This window comes from Streptomyces sp. NPDC102451 (genome assembly GCF_044765485.1).
GTDB lineage: Bacteria > Actinomycetota > Actinomycetes > Streptomycetales > Streptomycetaceae > Streptomyces.
The window spans coordinates 11,709-26,197 of record NZ_JBIWKD010000010.1; the positions used below are offsets into that span (position 1 = coordinate 11,709).

At 72.2% G+C, this 14,489-nt stretch carries 14 protein-coding genes; 5 read left to right on the forward strand and 9 right to left on the reverse strand.

From position 1 onward, the window contains the following. Nucleotides 1–60 precede the first annotated feature (60 nt). Nucleotides 61–1,023, forward strand: a complete 963-nt coding sequence (locus ACIRD8_RS22420) for an LLM class flavin-dependent oxidoreductase (protein ID WP_403994202.1) — start codon at nt 61–63, stop codon at nt 1,021–1,023. A 62-nt stretch (nt 1,024–1,085) separates the two neighbouring features. Next, on the forward strand, nt 1,086–2,144 hold the full coding sequence (locus tag ACIRD8_RS22425) for an LLM class flavin-dependent oxidoreductase (RefSeq protein ID WP_403994204.1): 1,059 nt from the start codon (nt 1,086–1,088) through the stop codon (nt 2,142–2,144). A gap of 15 nt (nt 2,145–2,159) precedes the next feature. On the opposite strand, the gene ACIRD8_RS22430 is transcribed toward ACIRD8_RS22425, so the two are convergent. The 6 genes from ACIRD8_RS22430 to ACIRD8_RS22455 form a co-directional block, all read right to left on the reverse strand. Then, nucleotides 2,160–3,305: an LLM class flavin-dependent oxidoreductase gene (locus ACIRD8_RS22430; RefSeq protein ID WP_403994207.1), complete on the reverse strand. Its 1,146-nt coding sequence runs from the start codon at nt 3,303–3,305 to the stop codon at nt 2,160–2,162. Nucleotides 3,306–3,327: 22 nt separating this feature from the next. After that, the gene (locus ACIRD8_RS22435; protein WP_403994210.1) at nt 3,328–4,509 is read right to left on the reverse strand and encodes an SfnB family sulfur acquisition oxidoreductase; all 1,182 of its coding nucleotides are present in this window, start codon (nt 4,507–4,509) and stop codon (nt 3,328–3,330) included. Then, nucleotides 4,502–5,056 carry an NADPH-dependent FMN reductase gene (gene ssuE, locus ACIRD8_RS22440; protein WP_403994213.1) on the reverse strand — a complete coding sequence of 185 codons (555 nt, stop codon included), beginning with the start codon at nt 5,054–5,056 and terminating at the stop codon, nt 4,502–4,504. Before ssuE ends, ACIRD8_RS22435 begins: the two co-directional genes overlap by 8 nt. Nucleotides 5,057–5,138: 82 nt before the next feature. Next, entirely contained in the window at nt 5,139–6,356 is a 1,218-nt protein-coding gene (locus ACIRD8_RS22445) for an acyl-CoA dehydrogenase family protein (protein ID WP_403994216.1), read from the reverse strand. Between the two features lie 32 nt (nt 6,357–6,388). Beyond that, a complete protein-coding gene (gene sfnG, locus ACIRD8_RS22450; RefSeq protein ID WP_382704645.1) occupies nt 6,389–7,510 on the reverse strand; it encodes a dimethylsulfone monooxygenase SfnG in 1,122 nt (373 codons plus the stop codon). 323 nt (nt 7,511–7,833) lie between these two features. Further along, complete coding sequence (locus ACIRD8_RS22455) at nt 7,834–7,962, reverse strand: putative leader peptide (protein WP_403994219.1); 129 nt, start codon at nt 7,960–7,962, stop codon at nt 7,834–7,836. A gap of 76 nt (nt 7,963–8,038) precedes the next feature. Between ACIRD8_RS22455 and ACIRD8_RS22460 the strand changes: the two genes are divergently transcribed. Both ACIRD8_RS22460 and ACIRD8_RS22465 read left to right on the forward strand, forming a co-directional pair. After that, the gene (locus ACIRD8_RS22460; RefSeq protein ID WP_403994222.1) at nt 8,039–8,935 is read left to right on the forward strand and encodes a LysR family transcriptional regulator; all 897 of its coding nucleotides are present in this window, start codon (nt 8,039–8,041) and stop codon (nt 8,933–8,935) included. 82 nt (nt 8,936–9,017) lie between these two features. Beyond that, a complete protein-coding gene (locus tag ACIRD8_RS22465; RefSeq protein ID WP_403994224.1) occupies nt 9,018–9,689 on the forward strand; it encodes a FadR/GntR family transcriptional regulator in 672 nt (223 codons plus the stop codon). A gap of 12 nt (nt 9,690–9,701) precedes the next feature. Here the strand turns inward: ACIRD8_RS22465 and ACIRD8_RS22470 are convergent, their stop codons facing one another. Together ACIRD8_RS22470 and ACIRD8_RS22475 are read right to left on the reverse strand one after the other, a co-directional pair. Then, nucleotides 9,702–10,487: an SDR family NAD(P)-dependent oxidoreductase gene (locus tag ACIRD8_RS22470; RefSeq protein ID WP_403994227.1), complete on the reverse strand. Its 786-nt coding sequence runs from the start codon at nt 10,485–10,487 to the stop codon at nt 9,702–9,704. Beyond that, nucleotides 10,484–11,806, reverse strand: a complete 1,323-nt coding sequence (locus tag ACIRD8_RS22475) for an L-fuconate dehydratase (protein WP_403994230.1) — start codon at nt 11,804–11,806, stop codon at nt 10,484–10,486. Before ACIRD8_RS22475 ends, ACIRD8_RS22470 begins: the two co-directional genes overlap by 4 nt. 229 nt (nt 11,807–12,035) lie before the next feature. Here ACIRD8_RS22475 and ACIRD8_RS22480 point away from each other — a divergent pair, with 229 nt between their 5' ends. Continuing rightward, a complete protein-coding gene (locus ACIRD8_RS22480; RefSeq protein ID WP_403994233.1) occupies nt 12,036–13,073 on the forward strand; it encodes a PAC2 family protein in 1,038 nt (345 codons plus the stop codon). Nucleotides 13,074–13,178: 105 nt separating this feature from the next. Here the strand turns inward: ACIRD8_RS22480 and mshC are convergent, their stop codons facing one another. Beyond that, on the reverse strand, nt 13,179–14,408 hold the full coding sequence (mshC, locus tag ACIRD8_RS22485) for a cysteine--1-D-myo-inosityl 2-amino-2-deoxy-alpha-D-glucopyranoside ligase (RefSeq protein ID WP_403994235.1): 1,230 nt from the start codon (nt 14,406–14,408) through the stop codon (nt 13,179–13,181). Between the last annotated feature and the right edge of the window lie 81 nt (nt 14,409–14,489).

A 14,489-nucleotide genomic window follows, 5' to 3' on the forward strand; every position in this document is an offset into this window, starting at 1 on the left:
CCGGGGGACGTGCCATGCAGCCGCCATACGGGTGCAATATGACGCGGGGACAGTGGAGGGATGTCCGAACACCAGGGATTCCATCTGTCAGTGGCCCTGAACGGCGCCGGTTCGCATCCGGCCGCGCCCTCCAGGCCCTTCACGCCCGACGCGTACGCCCGGCTGGTGCGCGGCGCCGAGGCCGGACTGCTCGACTTCGTCACGGTGGAGGACGGCCCGGGGCGGCTCGACTCCGCGCTGCTGCTCGCCCTGGCGGCGCAGGTCACCGACCGGATCGGGCTGGTCCCGCTGGGTCCGACGACGGGTGACCCCACCGCCTGGGCCACACGGATCGCGACGCTGGACCATCTGAGTGCGGGGCGGGCGGGGGTGCGGCCCCGGGCCACGACGAGCAACCCCGAGCACGCGGAGCTGCTGACGGTCCTCGGCACTCCCGAGGGCGACCGGAGGGTGGCCGAACTCTTCGCGCGGGCGGACGAGTTCCTGACCGAGGCGACCGCGGCCTGGGACTCCGTGCCGGCTCCGCAGGGCAGGCCGCCGCTGACGCTGCTCGCGCACGCCACGGTCCCCTACCGGCTGGCCGCCGCCCACGGTGACGTCGTCTTCGTGACCCCGGAGGACACCGCCGGACTGATCGCCGTACGCAAGGAGGTCGAGTCACTGCGGGAGGAGGCGGGCCGGCCGGCCGGGGCCGTGCGGGTCTTCGCCGACGTGAACGTCGTACTGGGCGACAGCCAGGAGGCGGCCGACGCGCGGCTGGCCGGTCTGGAGGAGGCCGCGGGCGAACCGTTCACCTCCGACGCCGCCGTCTTCTCCGGCACCCCCGAGGGTCTGGCCGACCTTCTTCAGGAGTGGTTCCTCGACGGCGGCGCCGACGGGTTCCGGCTGCGGCCGGCGGTGCTCCCCGACGACCTGGACGCGATCGTGGCCGGGCTGGTGCCGGTCCTCCAGCGGCGCGGGCTCTTCCGCACCGGGTACACCGCCCGGACCCTGCGCGGCCACCTCGGCCTCGCCGCCGTCTGACACCCGTCCCGCAGCGAAAGCACCGAAGCACTCGCACCCCCGGACACCGAAGGAAGGCCCCCTTGAAGTTCTCCGTACTCTCGCTCGTCGGCCATGCCCCGCATCCGCTGACGGGTGAACTCCCCTCGGCAGCCCAGCGGTTCACCGAGGTTCTCGAGACCGGTGCGGCGGCGGAGCGGCTCGGCTTCGACGCGTACGCCATCGGGGAGCGGCACGCCGGGCCGTTCCTCTCGTCCAGCCCCGGTGTGGTCCTGGGCGCACTGGCCGCGAGGACCTCCACCATCCGGCTGCTGACCGGGGTCACGGTCGTCGCGATCCTCGATCCGGTGCGGGTGGCGGAGGAGTTCGCGACGCTGGACCAGATCTCGCGGGGCCGGCTGGAGCTCGTCGTCGGGAAGGGCGCGGAGGCCGGTCACTTCAGCCTGTTCGGACTGGACGAGGAGCGGCAGTGGGACCTGCAGAAGGAGAAGTACGAACTGCTGCGGCGGCTGTGGAGCGAGGAGGGGGTCGACTGGGAGGGCGAGTTCCGTCCGCCGCTGAAGAACGTGACGACCGTGCCGCGTCCGTACGCCGGCCCCCCGCGCGTCTGGCACGGCTCGGCGACCAGCCTCAACTCCCCCGAACTGGCGGCCCGGCACGGCGACCCGCTGTTCACCGCCAACGCGATCCAGCCCCGTGAGGCCTACGCGCGGCTGATCGCCCACTACCGGGAGCGCTTCGAGGCGTACGGGCACGACCCTGCGGACGCCCGGGTGGCGGCGGGGTCGGGCGGCCTGCTGATCGCGGACACCACGGAGAAGGCCGTGGAACGCTACAAGGAGCTGTACGAGGCCAAGGTCGCCCAGACCTTCAAGCCGCACCTGGAGGGCAAGGCCGGCTACAACACCCCCTTCCGCACGATCGAGGACGCGATAGCCGACGGGCCCCAGCTCATCGGCTCCCCGCAGCAGATCATCGACAAGATCCTCGGCTTCCACTCGGTGTACCGGCACGACCTCCAGTCGATCACCGTCGACGGCTTCGGCCTCTCGCACGGCGAACAGCTGGAGACCTTGCAGCGGTTCGCCGAGGAGATCGCCCCGGTCGTACGGCGTGAGGCGCCCTCCTCCCTCTGGGAATGACCGGGGCCCGGGGCCTCAGGCCCCGGCGAAGGGCACCTGGGCGGGTCCGGGGTCGGCCGGCCCGCCCGGGTGCGCCCAGAGGCCGCGGGCCGCGAGCCGGGGCAGGACGCCCTCGCCGAACCAGTACGCCTCCTCCAGGTGCGGATAGCCGGAGAGGATGAACTCGTCGATGCCGAGCCGGTGGTACTCCTCGATGCGGTCGGCGACCTCCTCGTGGCTGCCGACGAGCGCGGTGCCCGCGCCGCCGCGGACCAGGCCGATGCCCGCCCACAGATTGGGGTGGATCTCCAGGCCGTCGCGGCCGCCGCCGTGCAGGGCGAGCATCCGCTTCTGCCCGTCGGACTCGCTGCGGGCCAGGCCCTCCTGGACGGAACGCACCGTGGCGGGGTCGAAGCCCGCCAGCAGGCGGTCCGCCTCGGCCCAGGCCTGTTCGGAGGTGTCCCGGGCGATGACGTGGAGGCGGATTCCGAAGCGCGGGGCCCGGCCCTCCCGCGCGGCGAGCCCTCGTATCCAGGCGATCTTCCCGGCGACCTGGGCGGGCGGTTCGCCCCAGGTGAGGTAGACGTCGGCGTGCCGGGCCGCGACCGTACCGGCGGCGGGCGAGGAGCCGCCGAAGTACACCTCGGGCACCGGGTCGGGGACGCGGGCGAGCCGGGCGTCCTCGACGGCGAGGTGCTCGCCCTTCAGGGTCACCGTCCCGCCGTCCCACAGCTCCCGGACGATCTCCAGGAACTCGCCGGTACGGGCGTAGCGCGCGTCCTTGTCGAGGAAGTCCCCGTAGGCGCGCTGCTCGTGGCTCTCCCCGCCCGTCACCACGTTGAGCAGCAGCCGCCCTCCGGTCTGGCGCTGGTAGGTGGCGGCCATCTGCGCGGCGAGCGTGGGTGAGACGGATCCGGGCCGGAAGGCGACGAGGAACTTCAGCCGTTCGGTGTGCTGGCTGACCATGGCGGTGGTCAGCCAGGCGTCCTCGCACCAGGCGCCGGTCGGGGTCAGGGCCCCTTCGAAGCCGAGGTCCTCGGCGGCGCGGGCGATCTGGGCGAGGTAGCGGACGGTCGGCGGGCGGTCGCCGCCCGCCGCGGTGACGGGGGTGCCGTGGCCGCCTCCGACGACATGGCGGCTGTCGCCGTTGGTGGGCAGGAACCAGTGGAAGGTGAGAGTCACCGGTGGTCTCCGATCGGGGGTGTCACAGCAGGCCGTGGCGGGGTGGGCGGGTGCCGTCGACGGCGTGGCGGCCGAGGTGCTGGATCTTCCAGCGGACCGGGTCGTGGAGCGTGTGGGTGCGGGCGTCGCGCCAGTGCCGGTGCAGATTGAGCGAGTCGAGGGCGGAGCGGGTGCCGGCCACCTCGAAGAGGGCTCCCGCGACCTCGACGGCGGCGCCCGCGGCGTACGCCTTGGCGGCGGCGACCGCGAGGGACGCCTCGGCGGCGGTCCCGTCGGTCAGGGTGGCCCGGGCGGTGTCCACGGCGCGGGCCGCGGTGTCCAGGAGGGCGTCGGCGGCGCGTACCCGCAGGTCGAGTTCGCCGAACCGCTGGATCAGCAGCGGGTCCTCGGCCGCGGTGTCGTAGCCGCTCTCGAACCAGGGGCGGCTCTTCGTCCGTACGAACTCCGCCGCCTCGGCCAGGGCCCCGGCCGCGATCCCCGCGTCGATCGCGGCGTGCAGCAGCTGCGCGACCGCGCCGTGCAGCTGGGGGCCCTCGAAGGTCAGGTGGTGGGCGAACACCCGGTCGGCGGGCACCCGTACGCCCTCCAGCCGCACCGTGCCGCTGGCGGTGGTGCGCTGGCCCATGCCGTCCCAGTCGTCGACGACGGTGAGGCCGGGCGCGCCGGCCGGGACGAGGGCGACGTGCGGCTTGTCGTCGGCGCCGAGGGCGAGCACGGGGATCCAGTCGGCGAAGAGCGCCCCGGTCGCGTAGTTCTTGACGCCGTTCAGCAGGTACGAGCCGTCGGAGGCGGGCTCCAGCCGGGTGCGGATGTCCTGGACGTGCTTGGTGCCGGCCTCGGACTGGGCGTTGCCGAAGCGCTTGCCGGCCAGCAGCTCGCCGTAGAAGAAGGCCTGTTGCTCCGGGGTGCCCTGTCTGCGGATCACGTTGACGTACGCGAAGTGGCTCTGCGGGATCTGCGCGAGGCTGGCGTCGGCCGAGGCGAGCAGCCGGAAGATCCGGGCGAGGGTGAGCGCGCCGACGTCCGCGCCGCCGTGGTCCGCGGGGACGGTCACGGCCAGCAGGCCGGACGCGGAGAGCCTGTCCAGTTCGGCGCGGGGCAGCAGGCGCCCGGCGTCGCGCTCCGAGGCGCCCGTACGGAACTCCGCGGCCAGTTCGGCGGCCTTCTTCAGTGCCTCGGCGTCGTCGCGGATGATCTCAGCCATGGACGCCCACCGGTACGCGGCTCTCGAGCGCGGCGGCGAACCCGTCGAGGACCGCGCCGAGCGCCTCGGCGTCGGCGGGGTCGACGGTGAGGGTCCCGTCGGCGGACACCGTGATGTGGCGGTCCAGGACGAACCAGCCCTGGGTGATGTGGGCGGCGCCCATCGAGCTGAGCACGGGGCGCAGGGCGTAGTCGATGGCCAGGACGTGCGCGGTGCTGCCGCCGGTGGCCAGCGGCAGGACGGTCTTCCCGGCGAGGGCGAACTGCGGGAGCAGGTCGAGGAGGGACTTCAGCAGCCCCGAGTAGGCGGCCTTGTAGACGGGCGTGCCGATGACGACGCCGTCGGCCGCCGCGAACAGGTCGAGGGCCCCGGTCACCGCCGGATGTCCGAAGTCGGCGCGCAGCAGTGCGTCGGCGGGCAGGGTGCGGACGTCGAGAGGTACGACGGTGTGGCCACGGTCGGCGAGCTGCGCGTCGAGGTGGCGCAGCAGCCGGGCGGTGCGGGAGGTGGCGGAGGGGCTTCCCGAGACGGACAGGACGGTGGCCATGGGCCCTCTTCTCGTGGTGGCGGTCGAAAGAAAGACCGGGGGCCCGGCGTGCCCGCGGGGGTGCGGGCACGCCGGGCGGCGGTCAGGAGTACCAGGTGGGTTCGGGCAACTCCCCGGTGAGGACGTGGCGGCCGACCTCGCGCCGCTTGTAGGCGACCGGGTCGTGCAGGGTGTGGGTGCGGACGTTGCGCCAGAAGCGGTCCAGGCCCTCAGCGGAGGCGGTGGCGCGGGCGCCGGTGACCTCGAAGATCCTGCTGGTGACCTCCAGGGCGACGTCGGTGGCGCGGGCCTTGACCGCGGCGACGCGGACCTCGAACGCGCCGCGGCTCTGTTCGGTGACGTCGTCGGGGTTCTCGTGCAGCACCTGGCCTTCGAGGGCGACGGCGTCGGCGAGGGCCTCCACGGCCCAGAGCTTCGCGGTGAGGTCGCCGTAGACGTCGATGACGTACGGCTCGTCGACCGCCTTGTCGTGGCCGCCGTGCAGCCAGGAGCGGGACTTGGTGCGGGTGTACGTGGACGCCGTCTCCAGGGCCCCGGCGGCGATGCCGAGGTAGAAGCTGACGAAGACCAGCTGGATGACGGGGACGTTGAGGGTGTTGTACGTCCGGGGCCGGAACTCCTTGTCCACGAAACCGGCGGCCGACGACCAGGGGGTACGTACGTGGTCGAGGGTGACGCCGCCGCTCTCGGTGAGCCGCTGGCCGATGTTGTCCCAGTCGTCGTGGAAGGTCAGCCCCTCGCTGTCGGAGGGGACGATGGCGAAGACGTGCGTGTCGGTGCCCTCCAGGACTCCTTCCAGCACGGTGACGTCGGAGACCCTGCTGCCGGTGGAGAAGGTCTTGCGGCCGGTGAAGAGGAGGTCGTCGCCGTCCTCGGTGACCGTCACGTCGTTGTCGCGCGGGTTGACGGCGCCGCCGAAGAACCACCGGTTGCGGGCGGCTTCGGCCTCGACGTGCTCCCACTGCTCCCGGGTGCCGACCAGGCGGGCCGCCCAGTTCCACAGGTAGTGGTAGCCGAGGAGCTGGCCGATGGAGCCGTCGGCCCTGGACACCTCGCGTACGACGCGGTAGGCGGTGGTCCAGTCCTGGCCGGCGCCGCCGTGCTCGACGGGGCCGAGGAGGGTGACGAGGCCGGAGTCCTTCAGGAGCCGGACCTCGGCGTGGGGGGTGGCGCCGGCCTTGTCGCGGGCGGCGGCGTCGATGGCCAGGACCGCGGCGACCTCGGCGGCGCGGGCGATCCAGCCCTTGGCGTCCTGGGGGGTGGGGAGGGTCTGCCAGTCGGTGGGTGCGACGGTGCTCATCGTGGACCTCTTCCGTGGTGGGGGTGGGCGGTTCAGGAGCGGGCGGGTTCGGGAACGGGCTGCTGGGCCTCCAGTTCGCGGACGAGGGGCAGCACCTTCTTGCCGAAGTACTCGACCTCCTCCAGGTAGTGCAGGAAGCCGAGGAGGAGGAGATCGACGCCGAGCCGCTTGTAGGCGACGATCCGCTCGGCGATCTGTTCCGGGGTGCCGATGAGGCCCGTACGGAAGCCGTCGTTGTACTGGACGAGGTCCTCGAAGGACGAGTCCTGCCACATGCCCTTGCCGTCGGCGGCGGAGCGCCCGGCCTGTTTGACGGCGGCCCCGAAGCCCTCGACGGCCTCGGAGTCGGCCTTGGCGACGATCTCGCGGAGGGTCTCGCGGGCCTCAGCCTCGGTGTCACGGGCGATGAGGAAGCCGTTGAGCCCGAACTTCGGTGCGGTGCGGCCCGCGGCGGCCGCGGAGCGGGCCACGTCCTGGATCTGTTCGGTGACGCCGTCGAAGTCCTTGCCGTTGCTGAAGTACCAGTCGGAGACCCGGCCGGCCATGGCGCGGGCGGCCGTGGAGTTGCCGCCCTGGAAGATCTCCGGGTGCGGGCGTTCGGCGGTGTTGAGCGGTTTGGGCTTGAGGGAGAAGTCCCGGATCCGGTAGAAGTCGCCGGCCAGCTCGGCGTGGTCCTCGGTCCATACGGCGCGCAGGGCCCGGATGAACTCCTCGGAGCGGCGGTAGCGTTCGTCGTGCTCCAGCCAGGGTTCGCCGAGCGCGGTGAACTCGTCCTTGAACCAGCCGCTGACGACGTTGACGGCGAACCGCCCCTTGGACAGGTGGTCGGCGGTCGCCCCGAGCTTGGCCAGCACGCCGGGGTGCCAGAGGCCCGGGTGGACGGCGGCGATGACCTTGAGGCGCTCGGTGGCCAGCAGCAGGGCGAGGCTGAAGGACGTCGACTCGTGCTGGTACTCGGCGCCGTAACTGGCCATGTAGCGGACCTGGCTGAGCGCGTAGTCGAAGCCGTTGTTCTCGGCGAGCACGGCCAGCTCGCGGTTGTAGTCGTAGCCCCAGTCGGTGCGCTGTTCGATGCGGCTGGTGACCAGGCCGCCGCTGACGTTGGGCACCCAGTACGCGAAGCGCACGGGGTCGGTGGTGGGTGGAACGGACATGCGGACTCCCGGAGTCGGGGAAGCAGGCAGGGGCGGAGAGCGCCCGGCGGTCCTCGGCCCCCTCGGCACGGGACGGGGCATCACGGCGCGTCACGTCCCTTGACGACGCGTTACGTCACGGGGCTGCGCGGAACGGCCCGTGGACCGGCGCACGGCGGGACGGCACACCCCGGGGCAGCGTGGAGCGGCACCGGGCGCCGGGCGGCGCGAGGCGGTACGGGCGTGAGCGAGGAGTGCCGGGTCACCGGCGGGGAGAGATCCCTGGAACGGGCGGGCCCGTCCTGGTCAGGACGGAGTGGGACGGTGCGCGAAGGAGGGAACCCTCAGACCTCGCGACAACAGAACGCACTGGCGACACGTGCGAGGTCGATATGACGTCGCTGCGTGAAATTCCGTCGGTCCTTCATACCGTTCAGACTAGTCACCCCCGGCGTCGGCAGTCGAGTAGGCATTCACGAGGCGTTGATAGGGTTTCCCTTCAACCGGCCGAGCCCGGTCGAACCTGTCCCGGTCCGGGGGTGCGTGGGTGTGCGCGTCGAACAGCTCGAGTACATCGAGGCGGTGACACGGCTGGGCTCGCTGCGCCGGGCCGCCGAGGAGCTCCATCTCTCCCAGCCGGCGCTGAGCGAGACCGTGCGCAACCTGGAACGCGAGCTCGGGGTGGACCTCCTGGACCGCAGACGCTCCGGGGCGAAGATCAGCGACGAGGGGCGGGAGCTCCTGCCGCACATCATCGGTGTGATCGACGCGGTCGACCGGCTGCGGCGGGCGGCCGACCACCAGCACCAGATCAGCCGGATGATCCGGCTCGGGACGGTCAACGCGGCGACGGTCCCCCTGCTCGTGCCGGCGGTGCGCGAGTTCCGCGCGAACCACCCCATGACCCAGGTGGAGGTCGTCGGGGCGCAGCAGGCGGAGATCCACCGCTCGCTCCTGGAGGGCAGTTTCGACCTCGGGCTCGTCAACTACCTCCAGGGCGACGACCTGCCGCCCGACTTCCAGACGACGGAGCTGCTGCGCGGGCGGGCCGTGGTCTGCATGCGCCCGGACAGTCCGCTGGCGGCCCGGGAGACGGTGCGGGTGAGCGATCTCCTCGCGGAGCCGCTGATCGTGATGCGCTCGGGTTACGTGATGCACCGGTTCATGCACCGGCTGCTCGCGGGGCGCACCCCCGCGTTCTCGTACTCCACGGACGGCGCGGAGATGGGCAAGCTGATGGTGGCGGAGGGGCTCGGCGCGACCGTGCTGCCCGACTTCAGCGTCGTCGGGGACCCCCTGGAGCGGAGCGGCACGCTCGTGTGGCGGCCGCTCGACGAGGCCGGCGCCGCCGTGCTGCTGGTGCTCCAGCGCCGCAGGTCGGGCTCGGTCCCGCGGGCGGCACGCGATCTGCACCGGCTCCTCGTGGAGCGTGCGCGGAGCCTGTGACCGGGCAGGGGGACGCAGGTAGGGCCGGGGGCCGCATAATGTGGACTATACATCGGATGTCTTGTGCGTGAGGAGGCCCCACATGGCCGTCACCGACGAAGCGATCGAGAAGATCAAGGGAATGATCGTCTCAGGTGCCCTGGCCCCGGGGGACCGGCTTCCCAAGGAGAGCGAACTCGCGGCCGAGCTGGGCCTGTCGCGCAACTCGCTGCGCGAGGCGGTGCGCGCGCTGTCGCTGATCCGGATCCTCGACGTCCGTCAGGGCGACGGCACCTATGTCACCAGCCTGGACCCGCAGCTGCTCCTGGAGGCGCTCAGCTTCGTGGTGGACTTCCACCGCGACGACACGGTGCTGGAGTTCCTGGCGGTCCGCCGGATCCTGGAACCGGCGGCCACGGCGATGGCGGCGCTGCGTATCGAGGAGAAACAACTGGACGCCCTCGGTGCCCAGTTGGACGCGCTTGGCCCCGACCCCTCGGTGGAGGCGCTGGTCGCCGGCGATCTGGAGTTCCACCGGGGCATCGTCGCGTCCTCGGGCAACTCGGTGCTGTGCTCCCTGCTGGACGGGCTGTCCGGCCCGACCACCCGGGCCCGGGTGTGGCGCGGGCTGACCCAGCAGGACGCGGTCAGCCGCACCCTGCACGAGCACCGGGCGATCCTGGCCGCGCTGCGGGACCGGGACGCCGAGGCGGCCCGGTCCTGGGCGACGGTGCACATCGCGAGTGTGGAGCACTGGCTGCGCTCGACCCTGTGAGAGCCCGGCGGTTCAGCTCTGCGAGGCGGCGGGACGCAGCCGCAGGCCCTGCATCCCCCCGTCGACGGCGAGCGCGGTGCCGGTGACGGACGCGGCCGCCGGACTCGCGAGGTAGACGACGGCGGCGGCCACCTCGTCGGCGGAGACCAGCCGTCCGAGCGGCTGGCGGGCGTCGAGCGCGGCGCGCTCAGCGGCCGGGTCGTCGGCCTTTTCGAGCAGCCGGCCGATCCAGGGGGTGTCCGCGGTGCCGGGGTTGACGCAGTTGACCCTGATCCCCTCGCGGACGTGGTCGGCGGCCATCGCGAGGGTGAGGGAGAGCACGGCCCCCTTGCTCGCGCTGTAGAGCGCCCGCTGCGGCAGACCGGCGGTCGCGGCGATGGAACAGGTCTGGGTGATGGACACGGCCCCGGGGCGTCCGGCGGCGGCGCGGCGCAGATGGGGCAGTGCGTGGCGGGCGGTGCGGACCATGCCGAGCACGTTGATGTCGAGTACGCGGGCCCACTCCGCGTCGGGGTTGTCCTCCACGGTGCCGATGGAGCCGATCCCCGCGTTGGACACCAGGGTGTGCAGGCCGCCCAGTTCCGCGGCGGCCCGCTCGACGGCGTCCCGTACGGCGTCGTCGTCCGTGACGTCGGCCCGCAGGGCGAGTGCCCCCTCGGGAGCGCCCCCGGGGTCCAGATCGAGCACGGCGACGCGTGCCCCGCGGGCGAGCAGCAGGGCTGCCACGGCGGCCCCGATACCGGACGCACCGCCTGTCACCAGGGCGGACATTCCGTCGAAGTCCTGTGTCACGGTCATCGGCCGGTCTCCTCGGGTGTGCGGCGGGCCTGCCAGACGGGACCCTGCGGGTAGCGGTGTGCGGCGAGCGAGGCGGGGAGCATCCGGGCCGAGAAGCCCGGTGCGCGTGGGGTGACGTAGTGGCCGTTCTCGATGACGGCCGGGTCGGCGAAGTGTTCGTGGAGATGGTCGACGTACTCGATGACGCGGCCCTCCCGGCTGCCGGAGACCGCGACGTAGTCGAACATCGAGAGGTGCTGGACCAGTTCGCACAGTCCGACTCCCCCGGCGTGCGGACAGACCGGGACGCCGTACTTGGCGGCGAGGAGCAGGACGGCGAGGTTCTCGTTGACCCCGGCGACGCGTGCGGCGTCGATCTGGACGAAGTCGACCGCGCCGGCCTGGAGCAGCTGCTTGAACACGACCCGGTTGGCGACGTGTTCGCCGGTGGCGACCTTGACGGGCTGCCCGGCGCGCACGGCGGCGTGGCCGAGGACGTCGTCGGGGCTGGTCGGTTCCTCGATCCAGTACGGGTCGTACGGGGCGAGCGCGTTCATCCACTCCACCGCGCCGGCCACGTCCCAGCGCTGGTTGGCGTCGACGGCGATCCGGATGCCGGGACCGACCGCCTTGCGGGCGAGCGCGAGCCTGCGGACGTCGTCGTCCAGGTCGGCGCCGACCTTCAGCTTGATCTGGGTGAAGCCGTCCGCGACGGCCTCCTCGGCGAGGCGTACGAGCTTGTCGTCGTCGTACCCGAGCCAGCCGGGCGAGGTGGTGTACGCCGGATAGCCCTCGGCCAGCAGCCGTTCGGTGCGTTCGGCGCGGCCCGGCTCCGCGGCGCGCAGGATGCCGAGCGCCTCCTGCGGGGTGAGGGCGTCCGTGAGGTAGCGGAAGTCGACGAGGGAGACGAGCTCCTCCGGGGTCATCTCCGCGAGGAACTGCCAGACGGGCTTCCCCGCGAGTCCCGCCGCGAGGTCCCAGGCAGCGTTGACGACGGCTCCGGCCGCCATGTGCGTCACGCCCTTCTCGGGGCCGAGCCAGCGCAGCTGGGAGTCGTGCGTGAGCGCCCGGTACAGGGCGGCGAGGTCCGCGGCGGTACGCGGGGCGGGGCGCCCCACCACATAGGACCGGAGCCCCTCGATGGCGGCGGCCATGACCTCGTTGCCGCGGCCGATGGTGAAGCAGAAGCCGTGCCCCTCCGCACCCGCGCCGTCCGTACGCAGGACGACGTAGGCGGCGGAGTAGTCGGGGTCGGGGTTCATGGCGTCCGAGCCGTCGAGCTGTTCCGAGGTGGGGAACCGGATGTCGTCGACCTCGAAATCCATGACGGTCAGACTCATGTGCGCCCCCAGGGGAATAACATCGGATCTCTGCATGGTCATCCGATGTATAACCTCCCGCAGGTCCCGCAGTCCAGGGTCCTGGCGAAGTTTGATCAGTTTCGATCTGCACAGCTCGGATGAATCATGAGGTGGCACGCTTCACCTCCGCGCGCAAACGGCTGCGGCGGAACAGGGCGGAAGCCGTAAGGTTGGTCCGTACACAAGGGAACTTCGGAAGGAGGCCTGGGTGATCGAGCTCGAGGGGGTACCCGAGCTGATCGACCCGGTCATGGTGGCCGCGTTCGAGGGCTGGAACGACGCCGGTGACGCCGCCTCCACAGCGGTCGCGCATCTGGACCGGGAGTGGAAGGGCGAGGTCTTCGCGGCGCTCGACGCCGAGGACTACTACGACTTCCAGGTCAACCGGCCCACGGTGTGGCTGGACGGCGGGACACGCAAGATCACCTGGCCCACCACACGGCTCTCCGTGGTACGGGTCGGCGGCGAGAAGCCCCGTGATCTGGTGCTGATCCGCGGCATCGAACCCTCCATGCGCTGGCGTTCGTACTGCAACGAGATCCTGGGCTTCGCCCATGAGCTGGGCGTCGAGATGGTCGTCATCCTGGGGGCGCTGCTCGGCGACACCCCGCACACCAGGCCGGTGCCCGTCAGCGGGGTCACCTCGGATCCGGATCTGGCGAGGACCATGGACCTCGAGGAGACGCGGTACGAGGGGCCGACCGGCATCGTGGGCATCCTCCAGGAGGCCTGTACGCACGCCGGCGTGCCCGCGGTGAGTCTGTGGGCGGCGGTGCCGCACTACGTGTCGCAGCCGCCGAACCCCAAGGCGACGCTGGCCCTCCTGAACCGCCTGGAGGATCTGCTCGGTCTGCGGATCCCGCTGGGCGAGCTGCCCGAGGACGCCCGTGCCTGGCAGCTCGGGGTCGATCAGCTGGCCGCCGAGGACAGCGAGGTCGCGGAGTACGTGCAGACGCTGGAGGAGGCGCGGGACACCGCGGAGCTGCCCGAGGCGTCCGGCGAGGCCATCGCCCGTGAGTTCGAGCGGTATCTGCGGCGCAGGGACATCGGCGGCCCCGGCCAGGGGCCTGGCGGGCATGCCACCGAGAGCGGCGACGTGCCGTACCTGCGGGACACCTCCAGCGACCGTACGAGGCCGCCGAAGCCGCAGCGCCCGGAGAAGGGCCGGCCGAAGGACGCCGACGGGGGCTCCCCGCCCGAGGACCCGCCGTCCGCCGGTCCGGACGAGGACACCCCGGAGGACTGACCTCCCGCCTCCCCCGCACGGGAACGGCCCCGGACTCCGCGAGCAGTCGCGAGGTCCGGGGCCGTTCGGTGTCGTCGGTGAGGACGGGTCGTCGGTGAGGACGGGTCAGAGTGCTACGCCCAGCAGGGCGTCGACGGTGCGGGAGACGAGGCCGGGGGCGCCTTCGTCGGTGCCGCCGCCGGAGCTCTGCCGCTCGGCCCAGCGGTCCACGGCGGCGAGTGCGGCCGGGGCGTCCAGGTCGTCGGCCAGGGCCGCCCGCACCTCCTCGACCAGGGCGTCGGCGGGGAGTCCGTCGGGGCGGGAGACGGCCGCGCGCCAGCGGGCGAGGCGCTCGACGGCGTCGGCCAGCACCTGGTCCGTCCACTCCCAGTCGGACCGGTAGTGGTGGGCGAGCAGGGCGAGCCTGATCGCCGCGGGGTCCACGTCGTCCCGGCGGAGCGCCGAGACGAAGACGAGGTTGCCCTTGGACTTGGACATCTTCTCGCCGTTCAGGGCGACCATGCCGGCGTGCACGTAGGCACGGGCGAAGGGGTACTCGCCGGTCAGCACCTGGGCGTGCGAGGCGCCCATCTCGTGGTGCGGGAAGGCGAGGTCGGAGCCGCCGCCCTGGATGTCGAAGCTCATGCCCAGGTGGTCCAGGGCGATCGCGACGCACTCGATGTGCCAGCCGGGCCTGCCGCGGCCGAGGCTGCCGCCGTCCCAGCTCGGCTCGCCCTCACGGGCGGCCATCCAGAGCATCGGGTCGAGCGGGTTCTTCTTGCCCGGACGCTCCGGGTCACCGCCGCGCTCGGCGGAGAGCAGCCGCATGGCCTCGGCGTCGAGGCCCGAGACCGCGCCGAAGTGCGGGTCGCACTCGACGGAGAAGTAGACGTCGCCCTCGAGTTCGTAGGCGGCGCCCGCGTCGCGGAGGCGTTCCACGAGCGGGACGATGCCGGGTATCGCCTCGACCGCCCCGATGTAGTGCTTCGGCGGGAGCATGCGCAGGGCGGTCATGTCCTCCCGGAAGAGTGCCGTCTCGCGCTCCGCGAGCTCGGTCCAGTCCTCGCCGTCGCGCACGGCCCGCTCCAGCAGCGGATCATCCACGTCGGTCACGTTCTGGACGTAGTGAACCTGCCGCTTGGTGTCGAGCCACACGCGCTGAACGAGGTCGAACGCGTTGTAGGTCGCCGCATGACCCATGTGGGTCGCGTCGTACGGCGTGATGCCGCAGACGTATATGCGGGCGACGGGACCGGGGTCAAGGGTGATCCGTCCGCCGGTCGCGGTGTCGTGGATCCGAAGGTCGCGGCCCTTGCCAGGCAGGGCGGGGACCTCAGAAGCGGGCCAGGCATGCATGTCATGAGCGTAACCGGACGATGCATCCGGATACGAACCGGATGCCAGATCATGGCCGAAGAGGCGGTCTTGCGTGCGGGG

Coding starts and splice junctions, on each gene's coding strand:
- ACIRD8_RS22455 (WP_403994219.1), bottom strand. CDS start 7,962: ATGCCTACTCGACTGCCGACGCCGGGGGTGACTAGTCTGAACGGTATG.
- ACIRD8_RS22435 (WP_403994210.1), bottom strand. CDS start 4,509: ATGGCTGAGATCATCCGCGACGACGCCGAGGCACTGAAGAAGGCCGCC.
- ssuE (WP_403994213.1), bottom strand. CDS start 5,056: ATGGCCACCGTCCTGTCCGTCTCGGGAAGCCCCTCCGCCACCTCCCGC.
- ACIRD8_RS22465 (WP_403994224.1), top strand. CDS start 9,018: ATGGCCGTCACCGACGAAGCGATCGAGAAGATCAAGGGAATGATCGTC.
- sfnG (WP_382704645.1), bottom strand. CDS start 7,510: ATGTCCGTTCCACCCACCACCGACCCCGTGCGCTTCGCGTACTGGGTG.
- ACIRD8_RS22420 (WP_403994202.1), top strand. CDS start 61: ATGTCCGAACACCAGGGATTCCATCTGTCAGTGGCCCTGAACGGCGCC.
- mshC (WP_403994235.1), bottom strand. CDS start 14,408: ATGCATGCCTGGCCCGCTTCTGAGGTCCCCGCCCTGCCTGGCAAGGGC.
- ACIRD8_RS22475 (WP_403994230.1), bottom strand. CDS start 11,806: ATGAGTCTGACCGTCATGGATTTCGAGGTCGACGACATCCGGTTCCCC.
- ACIRD8_RS22445 (WP_403994216.1), bottom strand. CDS start 6,356: ATGAGCACCGTCGCACCCACCGACTGGCAGACCCTCCCCACCCCCCAG.
- ACIRD8_RS22470 (WP_403994227.1), bottom strand. CDS start 10,487: ATGACCGTGACACAGGACTTCGACGGAATGTCCGCCCTGGTGACAGGC.